This is a genomic window from Consotaella salsifontis, assembly GCF_900167365.1.
Lineage (GTDB): Bacteria > Pseudomonadota > Alphaproteobacteria > Rhizobiales > Rhizobiaceae > Consotaella > Consotaella salsifontis.
In genome coordinates, this window is sequence record NZ_FUXL01000024.1 from 14,588 (window position 1) to 34,011 (window position 19,424).

Annotated in this window: 20 protein-coding genes, 1 pseudogene and 1 riboswitch; of the genes and pseudogenes, 20 read left to right on the top strand and 1 reads right to left on the bottom strand. The window is 63.6% G+C overall.

Translation table 11 applies throughout. The annotated features are described in order from the left end of the window. Positions 1–3 precede the first annotated feature (3 nt). The 20 genes and pseudogenes from B5D38_RS20890 to B5D38_RS20985 all read left to right on the top strand — a co-directional run bounded on the left by B5D38_RS20890 (position 4) and on the right by B5D38_RS20985 (position 19,072). Complete coding sequence (locus B5D38_RS20890; protein ID WP_078710389.1) at positions 4–588, top strand: TRAP transporter small permease; 585 nt, start codon at positions 4–6, stop codon at positions 586–588. Then, a complete protein-coding gene (locus B5D38_RS20895) occupies positions 588–1,868 on the top strand; it encodes a TRAP transporter large permease (protein WP_078710390.1) in 1,281 nt (426 codons plus the stop codon). Before B5D38_RS20890 ends, B5D38_RS20895 begins: the two co-directional genes overlap by 1 nt. Before the next feature lie 28 nt (positions 1,869–1,896). Then, positions 1,897–2,832: a 3,5-dioxohexanoate:acetyl-CoA acetone transferase gene (gene kce, locus B5D38_RS20900; RefSeq protein WP_078710391.1), complete on the top strand. Its 936-nt coding sequence runs from the start codon at positions 1,897–1,899 to the stop codon at positions 2,830–2,832. Beyond that, entirely contained in the window at positions 2,832–3,557 is a 726-nt protein-coding gene (locus tag B5D38_RS20905; protein WP_078710392.1) for an NAD(P)H-dependent oxidoreductase, read from the top strand. The genes kce and B5D38_RS20905 overlap by 1 nt, the downstream gene beginning before the upstream one ends. A gap of 157 nt (positions 3,558–3,714) precedes the next feature. Continuing rightward, positions 3,715–4,497, top strand: a complete 783-nt coding sequence (locus tag B5D38_RS20910) for an IclR family transcriptional regulator (protein WP_165690939.1) — start codon at positions 3,715–3,717, stop codon at positions 4,495–4,497. 364 nt (positions 4,498–4,861) lie between these two features. After that, positions 4,862–5,779 carry a cupin domain-containing protein gene (locus B5D38_RS20915; protein WP_078710394.1) on the top strand — a complete coding sequence of 306 codons (918 nt, stop codon included), beginning with the start codon at positions 4,862–4,864 and terminating at the stop codon, positions 5,777–5,779. After that, positions 5,776–6,522 carry an SDR family NAD(P)-dependent oxidoreductase gene (locus B5D38_RS20920; protein ID WP_078710395.1) on the top strand — a complete coding sequence of 249 codons (747 nt, stop codon included), beginning with the start codon at positions 5,776–5,778 and terminating at the stop codon, positions 6,520–6,522. Before B5D38_RS20915 ends, B5D38_RS20920 begins: the two co-directional genes overlap by 4 nt. A gap of 164 nt (positions 6,523–6,686) precedes the next feature. Next, positions 6,687–7,922 carry an iron-containing alcohol dehydrogenase gene (locus tag B5D38_RS20925; RefSeq protein WP_078710396.1) on the top strand — a complete coding sequence of 412 codons (1,236 nt, stop codon included), beginning with the start codon at positions 6,687–6,689 and terminating at the stop codon, positions 7,920–7,922. Between the two features lie 12 nt (positions 7,923–7,934). After that, positions 7,935–9,413: an NAD-dependent succinate-semialdehyde dehydrogenase gene (locus B5D38_RS20930; protein ID WP_078710397.1), complete on the top strand. Its 1,479-nt coding sequence runs from the start codon at positions 7,935–7,937 to the stop codon at positions 9,411–9,413. Positions 9,414–9,459: 46 nt separating this feature from the next. Continuing rightward, complete coding sequence (locus B5D38_RS20935) at positions 9,460–10,113, top strand: CoA transferase subunit A (RefSeq protein WP_078710398.1); 654 nt, start codon at positions 9,460–9,462, stop codon at positions 10,111–10,113. A gap of 3 nt (positions 10,114–10,116) precedes the next feature. Beyond that, positions 10,117–10,773 carry a 3-oxoacid CoA-transferase subunit B gene (locus B5D38_RS20940; protein WP_078710399.1) on the top strand — a complete coding sequence of 219 codons (657 nt, stop codon included), beginning with the start codon at positions 10,117–10,119 and terminating at the stop codon, positions 10,771–10,773. A gap of 69 nt (positions 10,774–10,842) precedes the next feature. After that, entirely contained in the window at positions 10,843–12,021 is a 1,179-nt protein-coding gene (locus tag B5D38_RS20945; protein WP_078710400.1) for an acetyl-CoA C-acetyltransferase, read from the top strand. An 11-nt stretch (positions 12,022–12,032) separates the two neighbouring features. Next, positions 12,033–12,315 (top strand): annotated as a pseudogene (locus tag B5D38_RS22885) (leucine zipper domain-containing protein); the annotation flags it as partial. A 154-nt stretch (positions 12,316–12,469) separates the two neighbouring features. Further along, a riboswitch (FMN riboswitch) is annotated at positions 12,470–12,618 on the top strand. Positions 12,619–12,713: 95 nt separating this feature from the next. Further along, complete coding sequence (locus tag B5D38_RS20955) at positions 12,714–13,598, top strand: DMT family transporter (RefSeq protein ID WP_078710401.1); 885 nt, start codon at positions 12,714–12,716, stop codon at positions 13,596–13,598. Between the two features lie 459 nt (positions 13,599–14,057). Next, a complete protein-coding gene (locus B5D38_RS20960; protein ID WP_207553010.1) occupies positions 14,058–15,554 on the top strand; it encodes a UbiD family decarboxylase in 1,497 nt (498 codons plus the stop codon). Between the two features lie 18 nt (positions 15,555–15,572). Beyond that, on the top strand, positions 15,573–16,190 hold the full coding sequence (locus B5D38_RS20965) for a UbiX family flavin prenyltransferase (protein WP_078710402.1): 618 nt from the start codon (positions 15,573–15,575) through the stop codon (positions 16,188–16,190). After that, a complete protein-coding gene (locus B5D38_RS20970) occupies positions 16,187–16,927 on the top strand; it encodes a DUF554 domain-containing protein (RefSeq protein ID WP_078710403.1) in 741 nt (246 codons plus the stop codon). Before B5D38_RS20965 ends, B5D38_RS20970 begins: the two co-directional genes overlap by 4 nt. Positions 16,928–16,976: 49 nt before the next feature. Next, positions 16,977–17,462, top strand: coding sequence for a PNPOx family protein (locus tag B5D38_RS20975; RefSeq protein WP_078710404.1), 486 nt, complete (start codon positions 16,977–16,979; stop codon positions 17,460–17,462). A 292-nt stretch (positions 17,463–17,754) separates the two neighbouring features. Continuing rightward, entirely contained in the window at positions 17,755–18,702 is a 948-nt protein-coding gene (locus B5D38_RS20980; protein WP_165690940.1) for a LysR family transcriptional regulator, read from the top strand. Positions 18,703–18,736: 34 nt separating this feature from the next. Continuing rightward, positions 18,737–19,072: a beta/alpha barrel domain-containing protein gene (locus B5D38_RS20985; protein WP_078710406.1), complete on the top strand. Its 336-nt coding sequence runs from the start codon at positions 18,737–18,739 to the stop codon at positions 19,070–19,072. Between the two features lie 12 nt (positions 19,073–19,084). On the opposite strand, the gene B5D38_RS20990 is transcribed toward B5D38_RS20985, so the two are convergent. After that, positions 19,085–19,424, bottom strand: a 340-nt coding sequence (locus B5D38_RS20990) for a transposase (RefSeq protein ID WP_131829985.1), incomplete at its 5' end; no start/stop codon positions are given.

Sequence of the window (19,424 nt, forward strand, 5' to 3'; positions counted from 1 at the left end):
ACCATGGACACGACCGAGCCGCGTTCCGGGCGGTCCGGCGGCATCGCCGGCCTATACCGGGGCCTCATCCGTTTCATCGCCGGAACCATGATGACGGCGATCGTCGCCATCATGGTGGCGCAGGTGGTGGCGCGCTACGTCTTCGGCTCTTCACTCATTTGGGCTGAAGAGCTGTGCCGGTACATCCTGGTCTGGATGACGTTCCTGCTCTTGGGGCTGTCCTACCAGAAGGGCGAATTCGTTACGCTGGAGATGTTTCCCGGCGCCCTGCCCGTGACGATGCGTCGGATTCTGCGTATCGTCATGGCGCTGCCGGTGCTGGTCTTCCTGGCGATCGTTATCTGGACCGGCTGGATCTACGCATCTCGCTTCGACACTCAGACGACCCCTGCCCTCGACTTCATCTGGGGCAGCCTCTTCGGGCATCCGCTGCATTTGTCGATCCGCTGGATCTACGTTTCCGTGTCTGTCGGCGCGGCTCTCCTGTTCCTGCATATCCTTGTGGACCTCGCCCTGAGGTTTCGCCGGCTGCTGCGCCGCGAACCCGACAGGGCCGACGTCATGGGCACCTCCGGGGAAATTGCCTGATGGGTACGTTCTTCGCCGTCTTCGCGCTCCTGGTCGCCACCGGGGTTCCGATCGCGCTGGTGCTCGGCGTCGCCGGCACGCTCTACCTCTTTCTGTCCGGCAACGGCGCCATGGCCATCATGCTGCCGCAGCGCATGATGGCCGGCGTCGACCAGTTCGTGCTCCTGACCATTCCGCTCTTCCTTCTGGCCGGCAATCTGATGAATGTCGGCGGCATCACCGACCGGATCGTCCAGTTCGCCCGCGCCATGGTGGGTCACCGGCGAGGCGGCATGTCATCCGTGACGGTGCTGTCAGCCGGCTTCTTCGCCGGCATCTCGGGCAGCGCCACCGCCGAGGCCTCTGCCCTCGGCTCGATCCTCATTCCGGCCATGAACCGCCAGGGGATGCCGTCAGCCTATGCCGCGGCGCTTGTCGGCATCAGCTCCATCATGGGGCCGATCATTCCGCCGTCGATCACGATGATCATCTATGGCGTGCTCGCCGGCGCCTCCATCGGTCAGCTGTTCCTTGCCGGCGTGGTGCCGGGCATGGCCATCGCCGGGGGCCTTCTCGCCTATGCGAGTTGGCGCGCTCACCGAGAGGGCTATCCCACGACCCCCAGGGTAGCCTGGTCGGAATGCATAGTCGCGACCAAGCGCACCCTTCCCGCCCTCATCCTGCCGCTCATCATTCTTGTCGGCATCAAGGGCGGCATCTTCACGCCAACCGAAGCGGCCGCCGTGGCCGTGGCCTACGCGCTGTTCATCGGGCTGGTCTACCGCGACCTCACCCCGACCTCCATATGGAACGCGATGATCGCCACGGCTCTGGTGAGCGCGTCGATCCTTTTCATAACCTCGATGGCCTCGATCGTCTCCTTCGTTCTGACGCTGGAGCGGGCGCCGCAGAAGATCGCCTCGATGGTCCTGGCGCTCACCGACAACAAGTACCTGATCCTTCTGATCCTCAATCTCTTCCTGCTCCTGCTCGGCATGTTCCTGGAGCCGATCTCGATCCTCATCCTGACGATGCCGATCCTGCTCAAGCTCGCCGCAATCATTCAAATGGACCCGGTGCAGTTCGGAACGATGGCAGTGCTCAACGTCGTCATCGGCATGGCGACGCCTCCCGTCGGCATCCTGCTGTTCATCGTGGCGTCCATCTCGGGCCAACCACTGTCGGCGGTCATCCGCGAGGCCGCGCCGATGATTGGGATCTGCATCATCATTCTGATGCTCGTGGCCCTGGTCCCGGCGTTCTCCCTGTTCCTTCCGTCGGCCCTGATGGCGGTCAATTAATCAAACCCCTACCTCCTGGGAGGCTTCCATGGCCAAACAGCCGCGCAAAGTCATCATCACTTGCGCCGTGACGGGCTCGATCCACACCCCGTCCATGTCGCCGCATCTGCCCGTAACCCCCGAAGAGATCGCCGAAGCGGCGGTCGGCGCCGCCGAGGCCGGAGCCGCGATCGTCCACCTCCACGCCCGCGACCCGCAAACAGGCGAGCCGGTGCAGACGCCCGAGCGCTTCGAGCCCTTCCTTCGCAGCATCAAGCAGTGCTCGGGCTGCGTTATCAACATCACCACGGGCGGCGCCGCGACGATGACGGTGGAGGAGCGCCTTGCCCCGGTCGCCCGGTTCAAGCCCGAGGTCGCCTCCCTCAACATGGGCAGCATGAACTTCGCCCTGTTCCCGATGCTCGACAGGCACAAGAACCTCAAGCACGACTGGGAATACGCCTATCTGGAAGGGTCGCGCTCTCGCGTCTTCCGCAACACCTTCTCCGATATCGAGACGATATTGACGACATGCGCCGAGAACGGAACGCGCTTCGAGATCGAGTGCTACGACATCGGCCACCTGTACACGTGCGCGCATTTCGTCGAGCGTGGCCTCATCAAGGCTCCGATCCTGATCCAGTCCGTTTTCGGAATACTTGGAGGCATCGGCGGTCATCCGGAGGATGTGATGCACATGAAGCGCACGGCCGATCGATTGTTTGGCGACAGCTATCAGTGGTCGGTGCTCGGAGCGGGACGGAACCAGATGAACGTCGGCTTGCAGTCCATGCTGATGGGCGGGCACATGCGCGTGGGCCTGGAGGACTCGCTCTGGGGCGGACCGGGCCGGCTGGCCACGAGCAACGCCGAGCAGGTCGAGAAGGCGGTTCGGATGGTGCGCGAAGCCGGTCTTGAAGTGGCGACATCCGCAGAGGCGCGTGAGATTCTCGGCCTCAAGGGTGGCGATCAGGTGGCGTTCTGATGCCTGCTCGAACCGTCCTCATCGTGCTTGCCAACCCCGAGCCGACATCCTTCTGCCATGCACTGGCTTACACCGGACGAACTGCGTTGGAAGCGGCCGGACATCGGGTTGTGCTGTCCGATCTCTACGCCATGGACTTCAACCCTGTTGCGGGACGGCACGACTTCACCAGCGTCGCCGACCCCGATCGCTTCCATTACCAGTCCGAACAGGCAAAGGCAGCGCGCGAGGGCACCTTCGTCGAAGAGATCCGTCTTGAGCAGGACAAGGTCGCGGCCGCCGATATCCTCGTCGCCATCTTTCCCCTGTGGTGGGGCGGCCCGCCCGCCATCCTGAAGGGATGGTTCGAGCGGGTGATGGCGTATAGCTTCGCCTATGTGGACGGATTCCGGTTCGACAGCGGCCTGTTCCGCGGTCGCCGGGCGATGTTCGCGGTGACAACGGGGGGCACGCCCGCGCGCTTTTCGCCGGAGGGTGTCTATGGGCCGGCCGCCGACGTGCTCATGCCAGTTCGCCGCCTGGCCTTCGAATACATGGGCTATGAAGTTTCGGAGCCCTTTGTCGCCTATGCTGCGCCACGCGTCGCGCCGGAGGCTCGTGAGGAGTATCTCGAACGTTTCGCCGCCCAGTTGCTCGACACCGCCCGTCTGCCCGTCGCGCCGGTCCAACGGGAGGTTCATCCCCTGGATCTCGTGCCAGATGACGCATGGAGAAAGACCCGCTGACGAAGCCTGGAGAAGCCGACAGCAGACGTTGACACGCTCTCAGTCGGCACCTAACGTATCGCTGTTCGAAACAAAATTGCGCACACCGAACCTTCTGGCCGGATTTGCCCGCGCGATGAGGGATCAGGACGCAAGGCAGCGAGGGAAGCGGAAACAGATGCCTCGGATCGAAGGCAAGAGCGGAGACGGCGTTCAGGCGGTTCTTCTGGCTTTGAACATCATTGAACACGTGGCCAAGGAGCGCCGCCCTGTCGGAGTGACCGCGCTCGCGGATGCCCTGGGGAGCACGAAAAGCCGAATTCATCGTCATCTTCAGACGCTTGTACAGCTCGGCTACATCATTCAGCCCAAGGACTCCGACCGCTACGAGCCCGGCCCGCGGCTCGCCGCTCTCGGGCGTGCCGTCAGCGACATCCTGGACCTCGCGCATATTGCGGCCGATCCCCTCCTGGAGTTGCGCGATGCCCTTGGTCACTCGGCAGTGGTTTCACAGATCGCGCCCGACGGAATGCGGGTGCTGGTCATGGTTCCGGGGCGTTCGCCAATTGAGATCGGGGTGCGCCCCGGCTCGATTCTGCCCTTCCACTGCTCCGCCCAGGGAAAGGCGATCCTCGCTTATTCGTCACCGGACTTCCGCGATCGCGTGCTGCGCGGCAAGCTCGATATATTCACGCCGGAGACCATTATCAGCCCGCCTCTGTTGGTCGCGGAACTCGAAAAGGTGCGGGCCCAGGGATGGGCCACGGCCGCAAACCAGACAAGCATCGGCCTCAACACGCTAGCCGCGCCGGTCTTCGATTCCACGGGGGCGGTCTGCGGCGCGGTCGGCATCGTCGACATGATTCAGTTCATTCCCGAAGTCCCCTCGAAGGATCAATGCGCCAAGACGATCGCCGCCGCTCAACGTGTTTCCAAGGCGCTGGGATATCAGGCTTTTTGAGCCAAGAACGAACGCGGGATTGAGGTCCTCTGGTGCTTGACAAGGGTGCCGCATTCGGTATTCTTTCAATCAGAACGTCGTTCCATAGATCGAAACAACGCATACCCAACCCAATCGCTTTTGACGCAAGTATCGAACGGCGTCCGCCATCATTGGCGGTCGCCTAAGGCTTCGGGATAGGGGCAGGTCGGGATCTGTCGTGGAAGAGGCTCGCCGGTGTCCTTTTTGGGTTCCGGCGCGATGCCCCGATGGCGGTTGTTGGAGGAACACCGCCGTCCTGTCTTTGCCAGGCCGGTCGATCGCTCAAGCGAACCTCTCGACCGCGAGCAGAAGCATGTGCGGGTGGATCAAGGAGGAAACATCAATGTACGACAGCAGTGATCCCCGCGCCTCACTGGCGCCGGCAAAGTCCGGCCCGGCCGCCACCAGCTTCGCCGCCGCGGAATACCTGAGGTTCTACGCCATGGAGCCGGGACAGGACGACGACAACGGCAAGACGTGGTTCGGCCGCGGGCAGAACTTCGTCGTGGCCCATACCGAGGCAAGGCCCGGCGGCTCCTTCTCCAGAACCGGACAGGTCGACGAATACGCTGTCCTTCTGCCGGATGCTCGCTCGCCTGCGACGATCACCTGGGAGGGGCGGACCGAAAAGGTCGCCGGCTACTCCATCGCCTTTGTCCCGCCGGGCGACAGCACCATCACCCTGCCCGAGGGGGGACGATTGGTCCGCATTTTCAGTGCCCGCTCGAAGGATCTCACAGCGGCCTGCGCCAACGCCGACGCCTATGCATCCCAACATCCCAACATCCCGCCCTACCAGTCCTGGCCGGAGCCGAAGGACGGCTTCCGCGTCCGCAGCTATTCGCTTGACGTACCGGATCAACCGGGCCGCTTCGGCCGCATCTGGCGCTGCTCGACGCTGATGGTAAACGTCCTGCCGAGGGAGCATGGGCCGAGGAATGTCGATATGCTCTCGCCACACCATCACGACGACTTCGAGCAATGCTCGCTGGTGCTCGCGGGCACCTTTACCCACCATATCCGCTGGCCGTGGACCCCGCGCCTGAGCGCCTGGCGCGAAGACGAGCACGAGCGTCTCGGCGCTCCGTCGATCACCGTCATCCCGCCGCCGGCGGTTCACACCTCGCGCGGCATGGAAGAAGGCGAGAACCAGCTGGTCGACATCTTCTCGCCGCCGCGCTTCGACTTCTCGCAGAAGCCCGGCTGGGTGCTGAATGCGGACGAGTATCCGATGCCGGGGGACGAGGGGACGGATCGATGAGCGCGGCCTCGCAGCTCGAAGGAAAGGTCGTTCTCGTCACCGGCGGCTCGCGCGGCATTGGCGCCGGAATCTCGCGTCGGTTCGCTTCGCTCTGCGGCCGCGTCGCCATCGCCTTCAGGTCCGACGCTTTGGCGGCGCAAAATCTGGCCAATGAACTGGATCGCGCGAGCGGCGGCTGCATCGCCATCAAGGCCGACATCGCCAATCCAGACGATATCCGGTCGGCCGTGGCAGCCACGGTCGATCGCTTCGGCCGTATCGACACCCTGGTGAACTGCGCCGGCATTGGCCCATACCGGCCGCTCGGCCAGATGGATGCCGATTTTGTCCGCTCCCTGCTGGAAACCAATGTCATGGGGACCGTCCTGATGACACAGGAAGTCCTGCCGCACATGGGGGCCGGTGGCCGTATCATCAACTTCGCTTCCGCGCTGGCCTTCAGGCCGATCCCGACGAGCTCCGTCTATTCGGCCACGAAAGCGGCGGTGATCACTCTCACCCATGCCTTCGCGAAGGAACTCGGGCCCCGGGGCATCACGGTGAACGCGATCGCGCCCGGTGTGATCGAGACGGACATGACGACGAAGATCGTGGCCGAGCGGGGAGATCAGATCATGGCCATGACCCCGCTTGGCCGGATCGGACAGACCGATGATATCGCCGGCATCGTGACGTTCCTGGCGTCGCCAGATGCCGGCTGGATCACCGGGCGAACCATCATCGCCGATGGCGGCATGACCTGAGCGCATCCGCGCCGGATATTCATTCCAGGTCGCGGCAAAGGCCGCGCCCGACGTGTCGGCGCCTTCGGGAAGGTATCCGAGCGGCGAACGCTGCCTGGAAGAAGCTTCAATATGGGCGGGTGCCTCGGCAGCCGCATCGAGACATCGTGCGAGGAGGAAGCCGCTTGTCATTGTTCGGAACGCAGCGCACGCCGCGCAATCTCGTCTTCGGGGCAGGCCAGCGAAAGGCGCTCGGCGGCTATGCCGCCGCGCTCGGTCGCCGCGCCCTCATCGTCACGGATGAGCGCCTCGCCGCCGATCCCGATTTCACCCACATCATCGACGACCTGAAAAAAGCAGGGCTGGAAACCGGTGTGTTCGATGGCACGATCGCGGAGCTGCCCATCGAATGCATCGCCAAGGCCGTTGAGATCGGGCGCGCGATGGGGGCAGATCTCGTCATCGGCATCGGCGGTGGCAGTTGCCTCGACGCGGCAAAGGTCACAGCCCTTCTGCTGACCCACGGCGGCAAGCCGTCGGACTACTACGGCGAATTCAAGGTTCCCGGACCGGTCATGCCTCTGATCTGCCTTCCCACCACATCGGGAACCGGCTCGGAAGTGACGCCCGTGGCCGTCGTCACCGATCCCGATCGGGCCCTGAAGGTCGGTATCGCGAGCCCACACATCATCAGCCACACGGCCATCTGCGACCCCGAGCTCACCTATTCCTGTCCACCCGGATTGACGGCGGTATCAGGGGCGGATGCCCTCACCCACGCCATCGAGGCGTTCACGACGCTTCGGCGCCAGCCGACAGGCACGATCGTCCACGAGCATGTCTTCCTCGGCAAGAACGCGTTGAGCGATGCCTGGGCGCGGCTCGCGATCTCCCACATCGCGTCGAGCCTCAAGCGCGCCTACGACGATGGCGGCGACACGCAAGCGCGCGAGCGCCTCATGCTCGGCGCCACCGCTGCCGGCCTCGCCTTTGGAACGGCGGGAACCGCCGTCGCCCATGCCGTGCAGTATCCGATCGGCGCCATGACCCATACCCCGCACGGGGCCGGCGTCGCCGTCATGATGCCCTACGTCATGGAGTTCAATCGCGGTCACTGCGAGCCTGAGATTGCCGAGATCGGCCAGGCGATGGGGCTGCGAATTTCAGAGATGGCCCTCTCCGAGCAGGCCGGCGAGACCATCGACGCGGTGGAACGCCTTTTCGCCTCCATCGGAATTCCACGGACGATCGCGGATCTCGGCGTCACCGCCGCGCATCTGCCACAGGTCGCCGAGCAGGCCATGCTCAGCGCCCGGCTTATCAAGAACAACCCACGCCCCGTCACGCTCGACACCATGGCGACGCTGGTCGAGGGCGCGTTCACCGGCGAGCGCGCCCGCTTGCGCGCCGCCGCCGAATGAAGGGCCAGAGACATGACCATCCAGCAGAAAATCGCCTCGCAGATCAGCTTCGACATCGCCTCGGTGCCGACTGATCTCTTCATCGCCGGCCAGTGGGTCGCGGGCTCGACCGGCAAGCGCATCAATGTCCTCGATCCCTCCACCGGCTCGCCCATCGCCTCCGTGGCCGATGCCAGCATCGAAGACGCGATGGCGGCGGTGAAGGCGGCCCACGACGCCGGGCCGGCATGGGCTGCGACCGCACCGCGCAAGCGTTCCGAGATCCTCCGGCGCTGCTTTGACCTGATGATCGAGCGCAAGGACATGCTGGCCGAGCTGATCAGCCTCGAGAACGGCAAGGCGCTGAGCGATGCCTATGGTGAAGTCGCGTATGCGGCCGAGTTCTTCCGCTGGTTCTCGGAGGAAGCGGTGCGGCTCAACGGAGAGATCTATACGGCCCCGTCAGGGGCCAACCGGATCGTTGTCCATCACCAGCCGATCGGCGTCGCCGTGCTGGTGACACCCTGGAATTTCCCCGCTGCCATGGCAACGCGCAAGATCGGCCCGGCTCTGGCCGCAGGCTGCACCTGCGTTCTCAAGCCGGCGACCGAGACCCCGCTGACCGCCTACGCGCTCGCCGCCCTTTACGCCGAGGCGGGCGTTCCCGAGGGAGTGGTCAACGTCATCACGACAGGACGCTCGGGCGCGACCGTCAGCGCCATGCTTCACGACCCGCGCGTGCGCAAGCTCTCCTTCACGGGGTCCACCGAAGTCGGCCGAAAGCTCCTCCACGAAGCCGCCGACACCGTGATCTCCTGCTCCATGGAGCTTGGCGGAAATGCGCCGTTCATCGTCTTCGACGACGCGGATCTGGACGCCGCGGTCGACGGCGCGATGGTAGCCAAGATGCGCAATGGCGGCGAGGCCTGCACGGCCGCCAACCGCTTCTACGTCCAGAAGGGCATAGCCGAAGCGTTTTCCGCCAAACTTGCCGAGCGCATGGGCGGCCTGAAGGTCGGACCTGGCTATGACAGGCAGACGCAGTGCGGACCGATGATCAATCGGGATGCCGTCGCTCGGGTTGCCGGCCTTGTGGAAGATGCGGTTCATCGTGGCGCCAAAGTGCTGACAGGCGGAGGCGCGCTCGAGCAGGACGGCTTCTATTTCCCGCCCACCGTGCTCGGCGATGTCTCGGCGGATGCCGCCATCGCCAGGGAGGAGATTTTCGGACCGATCGCGCCGATCATGACCTTCGAGTCCGAGGAGGAGGTCATCGCTGCGGCGAACGCGACGGAATTCGGTCTGATCTCCTATGTCTTCACGCGTGATCTTGCTCGAGGATTTCGGGTGTCCGAGCGGCTTGAGAGCGGCATGATCGGGTTGAATCGCGGTCTTGCCTCCGACCCGGCGGCACCGTTCGGCGGCGTCAAGCAGAGCGGCCTCGGCCGCGAAGGGGCCCATCACGGCATCCTGGAGTTCTGCGAGACCAAGTACATCGCGGTGAACTGGTGAGCGGCAATAGACGAGTTGCAAGTCGCCTAACAAGAAGGGGGCAAGCATGTCCAAGCTGACAACCTTGGCCGCCGCTGTGGAGAAAATTCCCGACGGTGCGTCGGTGATGATTGGCGGCTTCATGGGGGGCGGCTCACCCCACCGCCTGATTGCCGAGCTCGTGCGGCAAGGCAAGAAGAACCTCGCCATCATCGCCAATGACACGGCGCGCCCCGGCATCGGCATCGGCCGGCTCATCGATGCGAACGCGGTGGTGAAGCTCGTGACCTCCCACATCGGGCTCAATCCGGAGACCCAGAAGCGGATGATCGCCGAAGAGATCGAGGTCGAGCTTGTGCCGCAGGGCACGCTGGCCGAGCGTATCCGCGCGGGCGGCACGGGTCTGGGCGGGGTCATCACTCCGACGGGCGTCGGTACGGTGGTAGCCGAAGGCAAGCCCACGATCGAGATCGATGGAGAGACCTTCCTTGTCGAAAAACCTCTGAAGGCGGATTTCGCATTGATCCACGCGGTGCGCGCCGATCTCTTTGGCAATCTCCAGTACCAGCTCACCGCGAGAAACTTCAATCCGGTGATGGCCATGGCCGGAGAGACGGTGATCGCCGAGGCCGACATCGTCGTTCCCGTCGGGATGATTCCGCCGGATCACGCCGAGACGGTGGGCGTGGTCGTCGATTTCCTTGTGGCGCGCAAGGGCTGAACGATGGACGCCAAAATCTTGATCGCACAGCGCGTCGCCCAGGAGCTGAAGGATGGCGACCTGGTCAACCTCGGTATCGGCCTGCCGACGCTGGTGGCTCAATTCCTGCCTGCGGGCATGCGCGCCTTCTTCCAGTCGGAAAACGGGCTCATCGGCATGCAGGCACTTGCCGAGAAGGCCGCGGCCTTCGAGGACCTGACGGATGCCGGCGGCACGCCCGCCAGCTTCATCCCCGGCGCCGCCGCCTTCGACAGCGTCACGTCGTTCGGCTTCATCCGTGGCGGTCACCTCGACGTCACGGTGCTGGGTGGGCTGCAGGTCGACGAGGCCGGGCAACTGGCGAACTGGATGGTGCCGGGCAAGATGGTGCCCGGCATGGGCGGGGCGATGGATCTCGTCAGCGGCGCCAAGAGAGTGATTGTGGCGATGACCCACACCGCCAAGGGCGAAGCCAAGATCATCAGGAAGTGTACCCTGCCGATCACCTCGGTGCGGCGAGTCGATCTCATCGTCACCGACATGGCGGTCATCGAGCCCACTGCCGAAGGCCTTGTCCTCAAGGAAGTCGCCCCAGGCACCGCCATCGAAGACGTCATGGCGGCGACCGAGGCCAATCTCATCATCGCGGCCGACATACGCGAAATGAGCCTGTCGGCCTGAAAACGGCAGATCGCGGCTGCCACGGACCATGAACTGTGAGCGGCTTCGATTGAGCAGCGGGAGACAATCATGCATCAGGACATCGTCATCGCAGGCGCTGCCCGCACGGCCATCGGCGCCTTCAACGGCGCATTCGCCAAGGTTCCGGCCCACAAGCTCGGCGAGGCAGCGATCACTGCTGCGCTGGCGCGCGCCAAAACTGCCCCGGAAGAGGTGGACGAGGCCATTCTCGGCCAGGTCCTCACCGCTGCTCAGGGGCAGAATCCCGCGCGCCAAGCCGCGCTTGCCGCCCGAATGCGCACTCAGTCGACGGCCTTTGGAATCAACCAGCTGTGCGGCTCGGGTTTGCGCGCCGTCGCGCTCGGCTATCAGGCCATCCGCCTCGGCGAGGCCGGGATCGTCGTCGCCGGTGGCCAGGAAAGCATGAGTCAGGCGCCTCATGCCGTTCATCTTCGTGGCGGCGTCAAGATGGGTCCGGCCGACTTCGTCGACACCATGGTCAACGATGGCCTCATCGACGCCTTCAATGTCCATCACATGGGCATCACCGCCGAGAACGTTGCCGCCCAATATGGGTTGACGCGGGAACAGCAGGACAGCTTCGCCCTCGCTTCGCAGCAGAAGGCGGCAGCGGCTGCGGAGGCCGACCGCTTTGCCGACGAAATCGTTCCCTTCACCATCAACGACAGGAAGGGCGATGTCGTCGTCGACAAGGACGAGCATCCCAAGCCAGGAACCACCGCCGACACGCTGGCCAAGCTTCGTCCCGCCTTCTCCCGCGAGGGCACGGTGACGGCCGGCAATGCCTCGGGACTCAACGATGGTGCCGCCGCGATCGTGCTGATGACGGCGGACGAGGCCAATCGCCGCGGCGTGACGCCGCTGGCAAGGATCGTGTCCTGGGGCACTGCCGGAGTCGACCCGGCGATCATGGGAACGGGGCCGATCCCGGCGACCCGGGTGGCGCTCGCGCGCGCCGGCTGGAGTGTCGGCGACCTCGATCTCATCGAGGCGAACGAAGCCTTTGCGGCTCAGGCGTTGGCGGTCGTGCGCGAACTTGACCTGCCAACCGACCGCGTGAACGTCAATGGCGGCGCCATCGCACTCGGTCATCCCATCGGAGCGTCAGGCGCGCGGGTGCTCGTGACCCTGCTCTACGAGATGCAGAAGCGCGATGCCCGGAAGGGCTTGGCCACCCTCTGCATCGGCGGCGGCATGGGCATTGCCCTGACGGTCGAACGGCTGTGAGACGCGCCGAAATGGAGGAACGTCTACGTTTCATGGCTCGTCTTCTCGAACGTGAGGGCGTGGGCGATGTGGGCCGGGAGTTCGGCATCTCGATGAAGACCGGCTACAAGATCTATAACCACTACAAGGACGAGGACATCGAGACGCTGACGGATCGCTCGCGGCGGCCAGTGCGATAGGCCAATCAACTGCCTGAGCAAATCGAGCGGCGCCGATTGCAACAAGGACAAGCCGCACTCGGGCGCCCGCGATATCCGCGAGATGCTGGTCAGGAAGCTCGCAGGCGACGTGCGGGAAACCGGACCCACCTAAGCGCCCCGCAGCGCGGCCGGAACGAGCCAGGATGGCGCTCCAGAGTGTGACATTGCGGCACAAGGTGCAGCGCGGTCGAACGCTTGATCGGCCTGACGTTCCGGACTATGGCTGCCGCGTGTCGGCTAGAAGCCGGCACTGTTCTCGGGGCGGGGTGAAAATCCCCACCGGCGGTGACAGGCCAAGCCTGAAGCCCGCGAGCGCCGCGCGATTGCTTTGCGCGGATCAGCAGATTCGGTGCGATTCCGAAGCCGACGGTTACAGTCCGGATGGAAGAGAACGAGGGAAGCCGATTGGTTGGCGCACGTCACCCGTGCGCCCGTCGGTTCGGTCCTGCGTCACCCCTGAGGCAACTGGGTTGCGACGAAAGGATCGATGCGATGGACCCGACTGCCTCATTGCCACGAATCGGTATGCCGGCGGTGCGCGGTGCGCAGTTCATGGTGCTGGCCGGCGTCTGCTATGCCGTGGTTAATGTTCTCACACAGTGGACGACGCAGGTTGCGGGCCTGCCCCCCACTGCCATTGCCTTCTATCAGTATTTCTTCGCGCTGATGTTCGCGGTGCCCTGGCTGTGGCGGCAAGGGCGGGCGGCGCTGGCTACCAGTCACTTCGGTCTGCACCTGCTGCGGGCAATCCTGTCGGCGGCCGGCGTGCAGACGTTTGTCGCCGCATTGGCGGCAATGCCGGTGGCCCATGTCATTGTGCTGGTGATGACGGCGCCGTTCTTCGTCGTCGCGGGCGCCGGAATATTTCTGGGAGAGCAGGTCACCGGGGTGCGCCTCGCTGCGGTGTTTGTCGGCTTCTGTGGCGCGGCTTTCATTCTTGAGCCGTGGTCGGCCAGTTTCTCGCTGGTGTCGTTGCTGCCCATCGCCGCAGCTGCGCTGTGGGGGGCGGCTGCGCTGATGACCAAGCGGCTGACCTTCGACGAGAAGCCCGAGACAGTAACGGTCTATCTGTTGCTGCTGCTCACTCCGATCAACGCGGTGTGGCTTGGGCTCGAAGGGTTTGTCGTGCCGCGCGGCCACGGCCTCATTGCACTGCTGAGCCTCGGCCTCGTTGCTGGACTGTCGCAATACTTCGTCGCGCGCGCCTACGCGGTCGCCGACGCGAGTTATCTACAGCCCTTCGACGACTTGAAGCTGCCGTTCAATATCCTGCTGGGCTGGCTGGTATTCGCCTACGCGCCGGACGGGTTGTTCTGGATCGGCGCCACGATGATCCTCGGCGCATCGCTGTTCAACGCCATGCGCGAGAACCGCTGATTCGCGGCGGACGGTTCGGCTGGACCGGCCCCGCATATCGAACGTTCCGCGAGGCGCGTTAAGGTCGGGTCACCTCTACCGTCGAGCGCCGCGTTGTTTTGTCGCTGTCGCTGTTCGCCGACGCATCGGGCCGACTGTCCGATAGCGCTTCGGCGGTACTGCGCTTTTCCTTCGCAAGCTGCTGCTTCAGGCGTTTCTGCTCGGCCAAGCCCCTGTTTGGCCGCCGAGACTATACGGCTTTGGTATACCATCATATCAAAACAGTATTTTTTCTATATGCGGTTCGACGCCTATCAAACAAATCCCGGATAGAAGCAAGGAAAATTGCAATTACCCATATTTATTGGGTAAATCTCTGCTTAAAATCAATACATCCTATCCGACACGACAATTCTATTGCGCGTATAGCGCATCAATACTGCTTTCTGGTCTTCATGCAGCTTATGGAGGACGATGTAAATGCCACTCGATATGAGTCCGGCGGCAAACCAGATCACCGACCTGCGGTCGGCATTGGAGCTGTTGTCACAAATCCCCGGGCAACTGGTCACCACTGACGAACCCGTCGACCCGCTTGCCGAACTGTCGGGCGTCTATCGCTATGTGGGCGCCGGCGGCACGGTGATGCGGCCGACCCGCGAAGGCCCCGCGATGATCTTCAACGCCGTCAAAGGCTATGACGACGTGCGTGTCGTCATCGGCCTTTTGGCCAGCCGCAAGCGCGTCGCGCTGTTGCTGGGCTGCGCGCCGGAGGCACTTGGGGCCCATCTGAAGAATGCCGTCGCCAGCGCCATTCAGCCCGTCACGGTCGGGCAGGACAAGGCGCTCTGCCAGGAAGTCGTGCACAGGGCGACCGATCCGGACTTCGACATCCGCAAGCTGCTGCCCGCGCCGACCAACACTGAGGAGGACGCCGGCCCCTACATCACGATGGGTCATCTTTATGCCGCCGATCCGGAGACCGGCGAAACCGACATCACCATCCACCGCATCTGTGTGCAGGACAAGGACGAGCTGTCGATCTACTTCGTTCCGGGCGGCCGTCATATCGCGGCAATGCGTGAGAAGGCCGAGGCGGCCGGCAAGCCGCTGCCGCTGACCATCAACATCGGCATCGACCCGGCGATCAATGTCGCCGCCTGCTTTGAGCCGCCAACGACGCCGTTCGGCTTCGACGAACTGTCGATCGCCGGCGCCCTTCGCGGCAGGCCCGTCGAGCTGGTCGACGCCTTGACGGTCAAGGCCAAGGGCATCGCTAATGCGGAAATCGTCATCGAAGGCGAACTCCTGCCCAACGTGCGCATGCGCGAGGATCGCTTCAAGCAGAACGGCAAGGCGATGCCGGAGTTTCCCGGCTACACCGGCGGCGCCCAAATGGAGCTCCCGGTCTTCAAGGTGACGGCCGTTACGCATCGTCGCCACCCGATCCTGCAAACGGTGATCGGGCCGTCCGAAGAACATGTCAGCATGGCCGGCATTCCGACCGAGGCGAGCATTCTGGGCATGGTCGAACGCGCCATGCCGGGCAAGCTCCTGAACGTCTATGCGCATCCGTCGGGAGGCGGCAAGTACCTGTCGGTGCTTCAGTTCAAGAAGTCCATTCCCTCAGACGAAGGCCGCCAGCGCCAGGCCGCGCTGCTCGCCTTCTCCGCCTTCTCGGAACTGAAGCATGTGATCCTAGTCGACGAAGACGTCGACATCTTCGACACCAATGACGTCCTGTGGGCGATGACGACGCGATTCCAGGGCGACATCAGCACCGTGTTCATTCCCGGCGTCCGATGTCACCCGCTCGATCCGTCGGCGCGGCCCGACTTTAGCCCGTCGATCCGCGCTCCTGGCATTTCCTGCAAGACGATCTTCGACTGCACCGTGCCGTTCGACCTGAAGGACCGATTCCAGCGCTCGAAGTTCATGGAAGTTGATGTCAAGCGCTTCCTGCCGGACTTCGAATAACCCTTTCGGGACGGGAAAATGCACAAGCGGCGCATCGTCGTCGGCGTCTCCGGCGCGACGGGTTTCATCTACGCTGTCAAGGCCCTAGAGCTTCTTCGGGAGCTTGAGATCGAAACCCACCTCGTCGTGTCGGATGCGGCTGAACGCACAAGGGCCCACGAAACGGACCTGTCGGCGGAAGCGTTCGGAGCCATGGCGGACGTCGTCTATCCGATCGAGGATATCGGTGCTGCCATTGCCAGCGGTTCGTTCCAGAATCTGGGAATGCTGATCGCGCCGTGTTCGATGCGCACGCTTGCGGTGGTTGCCTCGGGGGCCACCGACAATCTCCTGACGAGGGCGGCAGATGTCGCCCTCAAGGAACGCCGGCGAGTGGTGCTGATGGCGCGGGAAACGCCGTTGCACCTCGGGCACCTCCGCAACATGGTAGCAGCCACCGAGATCGGCGCGATCGTCTATCCGCCGGTCCCGGCCCTCTACCAGTTACCGCAGTCGATCGACGCCATGGTCACCCACTCTGTGGCCCGGGCGCTGGATCTTTTCGGACTGGACGTCAAAGCGCTGCCCCGCTGGGCCGGTTCCCCACAACAAGAAACGACCGAAACCAAAACGGCTGAGAATAGAGGGCTTCAATGATCGGACCAATCGTCAATTCCTCGTCCACCCTTGTGGGGGGCGTCGTCGGGGGCCTCCTCGGCGATCGACTGAGTGAGAAATTCCGCACACAACTGCCACTGACCTTTGGCGCCGCGTCGATGGGCATGGGCATCTTCATGGTCGTCAAGATGCACATCTTGCCGGCGGTGATCGCGTCGTTGCTCCTCGGCGCCATAATCGGCGAACTGTTTTCTATCGAGAAAAACATCAACCGCATGGCATCCAAGACCCGCGGATTCATCGACAAGCTGGCACCGCGACGTGAGGGCGCGTCTGTCTCGCATGACGAGTTTCTCGACAAGTTCGTTGGGATTCTCGTGCTGTTCGTCGCATCGGGCACCGGCATCTTCGGGTCGATGAACGAGGGTATCACGGGTGATCCGTCGATCCTGTTCGCCAAGTCGCTGCTCGACCTCTTCACTGCCGGCATTTTCGCCACCGCGCTCGGCCTGTCGGTCGCCACGATCGCCATCCCGCAGTTCATCGTCCAGGTCGCCCTGCTCTATCTCGGCCAGTCGATCATGGCCGCGACGACACCCGAGATGGTCGCCGATTTCTCGGCGCTCGGCGGCATCATCATGTTCGCGACCGGCTTCCGCATCTGCGGCATCAAATCGTTTCCGATCGCCAACCTGCTGCCAGGGCTGTTCATCGTAATGCCGATCTCGCACTACTGGGACACTCTGGTCATGCCGTGGATCCATACGCTAACGTAGTCACGTCGGGGCTGGGCACCGCGATGGTTGGGACGGTCTGCTGAACACTATGGCCAACACCGGCAAGATCATCGCCTATATCCGTGCGAACCGTGTGCTGAGCCTTTGCTCGGTGCGCGGTTCGACACCGTGGGCGGCGAACTGCTTCTATGCCCTCGACGAGCAGGCAATGGTGCTGTTGTTCATGTCGGAGCGGTCGACCCGGCACGGCAGTGAGCTCCTGGACAACGACCAGGTGGCCGGCACGATCTCGTCACAAGAATCGAATATCGCCAAGCTCCGCGGCGTTCAGTTCGCCGGCCGGGTGCGCTGTCTGGAAGGCGAAGAGCAGCAGCGCGGTCTGGCCACATACTTTCGCAAGTTTCCCTTTGCCCGCCTGAAGCCGGCGCCGCTCTGGGCGATCACCCTCTATCACCTGAAATACACCGACAACACGTTCGGCTTCGGCACCAAGATGCACTGGCAGCGCCGCGGCGCTCCGGCCGACGACGGCGCGCCGTGCACTCTTCCGGGCAAATGGCCATCGCTGCGCTGAGACTGGAAAAGGGCTCCGGCCGGCCGCCAATGGCGGCTCCGCTGTCGATGCAGGCGCCGGTCGCCATGTCCGTCCGCCGGTTAGGCAAGGTCCCATGGCGTTGTCACCACGGGCACGAGTTGCGGTTTTTGTCGCATCGACGTCTCAGGTCGCTCGCAATACACTAGAATCGGAGTGGCTGCCCAAACGTACGCTGGCCAATGCTCTCATCCGCGTTCTTGAGAGGAGGCCCGGGTCCGAGCTTCATACTCGGAAAAGGCGCACGCAGTGGCGCAACCGGGCGAGCGCAACCATGGATCTGAAACGGCTGAAATATTTCTGCGCGATTGTCGACCACGGGCAGATCAGCAAGGCTGCGCAGTCCCTGAACATGGCACAGCCACCGCTGAGTTTACGGCTGAAGGAGTTGGAGGAAGAGCTTGGCGTGACGCTGATCGAGCGCGGCGGCGGGCAATGGAGGGTGACGGAAGCCGGCCGACACCTCTACGAAAAGGCAAAAGCGATACTGACAGAATGGGACGACCTCTGCGAAGACGTGAAGGGGTGTGGTGGAAGCCCGTGCACCATCGTCATCGGTGTCTCCTCGACCTGTGCGGCCTTTCTGCCCCAGCCGCTACAGAAGCTGCATCGAATTCATCCGCAGATTAAGGTCCGTGTGCTGCGCGAGGACAGCAGCAATCTCGAGGCCATGCTCCGCCAACAGGTCGTCGACGTGGCCATCATGCAGCCGCCCGAGAACGAAGCGAAGCTGATTCTTGAGAATCTGCCCCCCAGCCGAAGCGTGGCGGTTGTGCCGAATCGATTGATCGAGGCGCAATGGCCGTCTGCCTTGAAGCTGAATCACATTGCCTCTCACCCGCTCCTGCTGCTGCGGCGGTCGTCTGGTCTTGGCTCCTACGACAGGATCATTCGCCTAGCCTGGCAGCGGGGTCTGCATCTTGAGATCTGCATGGAGTGCCCGGACGTTCAGACCTTGTGCGAGGCGTGGATCTCGATGGGCAATGCCATCGCCATCCTACCCGAATGTCAATGCAATGTGGAAGGATCAGCGCCCGACGGTCGGTTCATCCCGCTGGACGAGCCAAATCTTCGGTTCGAGCCGACGCTGGTTAGACTGAAAGGACGACAGCTCAACCGCGAGACCCTTCAGTTCATGGAGCTTGTCCTCAACAATGCGGCATCGGTCCAGCCGCCGATTCCCGTCGCCTCGACCACCAACTGTGTGGAACCGGTGCGATAGACCATTCAAAGCGAAGCGGGCAGGCCCTGAAAGCATGAGCAGCAAGACAGCAGACAGCGCCCTCGCCCTGAACCCGACACTCGAGTCGCATCGGGCGGAGATGGGATTCGAGCGCCTCCGCTTCGAGCACTTCGCCCTGCCTGAACTCGACATGGATGAGATCGACCTCGGCACCACCTTCCTGGGCCGGTCCGTCCAGGCGCCGCTACTGATCTCCTCGCTCACCGGCGGGATTGAACAGGCGGCCGTGATCAACACCAACCTGGCAGCGGCCGCTCGGCGGCTTGGAGTGGCGCTCGCCGCTGGATCGCCACGCAACGCCATTGAGGGGCGCGGTCTGCCGGGCTCGATCGGTCGCTGCGGGCATTAGAGCGGGATGAGATTAGGATCGTCCATATCCTGAGTTGACGAGGTAGTTGCTGCATTCGTCGGCGGAGATGGTGGAGAGGATCTGGCCGATGGCGGAGCAGACGGCGTCTCTGGTGCGCTGGCCGGCTTTGCGCAGCAGGTGCTTCAGCTTGGCGAAGAGCTGCTCGATGGGATTGAGGTCGGGGGAGTATTTGGGCAGGAACAAGAGCTTGGCGCCGGCGGCGCGGATCGCCCGGCGCACCGCCTTGCCCTTGTGGCTGCCGAGATTGTCCATGATGACGATATCGCCGGGCTTCAGCGTCGGCACCAGCACCTGCTCGACGTAGAGCCGGAAGCGCTCGCCGTTGACCGGT

Bases quoted from the DNA above. Each gene is read 5' to 3' on its own strand.
- B5D38_RS20890 (WP_078710389.1), top strand. From the start codon at position 4: ATGGACACGACCGAGCCGCGTTCCGGGCGGTCCGGCGGCATCGCCGGC.
- B5D38_RS20895 (WP_078710390.1), top strand. From the start codon at position 588: ATGGGTACGTTCTTCGCCGTCTTCGCGCTCCTGGTCGCCACCGGGGTT.
- kce (WP_078710391.1), top strand. From the start codon at position 1,897: ATGGCCAAACAGCCGCGCAAAGTCATCATCACTTGCGCCGTGACGGGC.
- B5D38_RS20905 (WP_078710392.1), top strand. From the start codon at position 2,832: ATGCCTGCTCGAACCGTCCTCATCGTGCTTGCCAACCCCGAGCCGACA.
- B5D38_RS20910 (WP_165690939.1), top strand. From the start codon at position 3,715: ATGCCTCGGATCGAAGGCAAGAGCGGAGACGGCGTTCAGGCGGTTCTT.
- B5D38_RS20915 (WP_078710394.1), top strand. From the start codon at position 4,862: ATGTACGACAGCAGTGATCCCCGCGCCTCACTGGCGCCGGCAAAGTCC.
- B5D38_RS20920 (WP_078710395.1), top strand. From the start codon at position 5,776: ATGAGCGCGGCCTCGCAGCTCGAAGGAAAGGTCGTTCTCGTCACCGGC.
- B5D38_RS20930 (WP_078710397.1), top strand. From the start codon at position 7,935: ATGACCATCCAGCAGAAAATCGCCTCGCAGATCAGCTTCGACATCGCC.
- B5D38_RS20935 (WP_078710398.1), top strand. From the start codon at position 9,460: ATGTCCAAGCTGACAACCTTGGCCGCCGCTGTGGAGAAAATTCCCGAC.
- B5D38_RS20940 (WP_078710399.1), top strand. From the start codon at position 10,117: ATGGACGCCAAAATCTTGATCGCACAGCGCGTCGCCCAGGAGCTGAAG.
- B5D38_RS20945 (WP_078710400.1), top strand. From the start codon at position 10,843: ATGCATCAGGACATCGTCATCGCAGGCGCTGCCCGCACGGCCATCGGC.
- B5D38_RS20955 (WP_078710401.1), top strand. From the start codon at position 12,714: ATGGACCCGACTGCCTCATTGCCACGAATCGGTATGCCGGCGGTGCGC.
- B5D38_RS20960 (WP_207553010.1), top strand. From the start codon at position 14,058: ATGCCACTCGATATGAGTCCGGCGGCAAACCAGATCACCGACCTGCGG.
- B5D38_RS20965 (WP_078710402.1), top strand. From the start codon at position 15,573: ATGCACAAGCGGCGCATCGTCGTCGGCGTCTCCGGCGCGACGGGTTTC.
- B5D38_RS20970 (WP_078710403.1), top strand. From the start codon at position 16,187: ATGATCGGACCAATCGTCAATTCCTCGTCCACCCTTGTGGGGGGCGTC.
- B5D38_RS20975 (WP_078710404.1), top strand. From the start codon at position 16,977: ATGGCCAACACCGGCAAGATCATCGCCTATATCCGTGCGAACCGTGTG.
- B5D38_RS20980 (WP_165690940.1), top strand. From the start codon at position 17,755: ATGGATCTGAAACGGCTGAAATATTTCTGCGCGATTGTCGACCACGGG.
- B5D38_RS20985 (WP_078710406.1), top strand. From the start codon at position 18,737: ATGAGCAGCAAGACAGCAGACAGCGCCCTCGCCCTGAACCCGACACTC.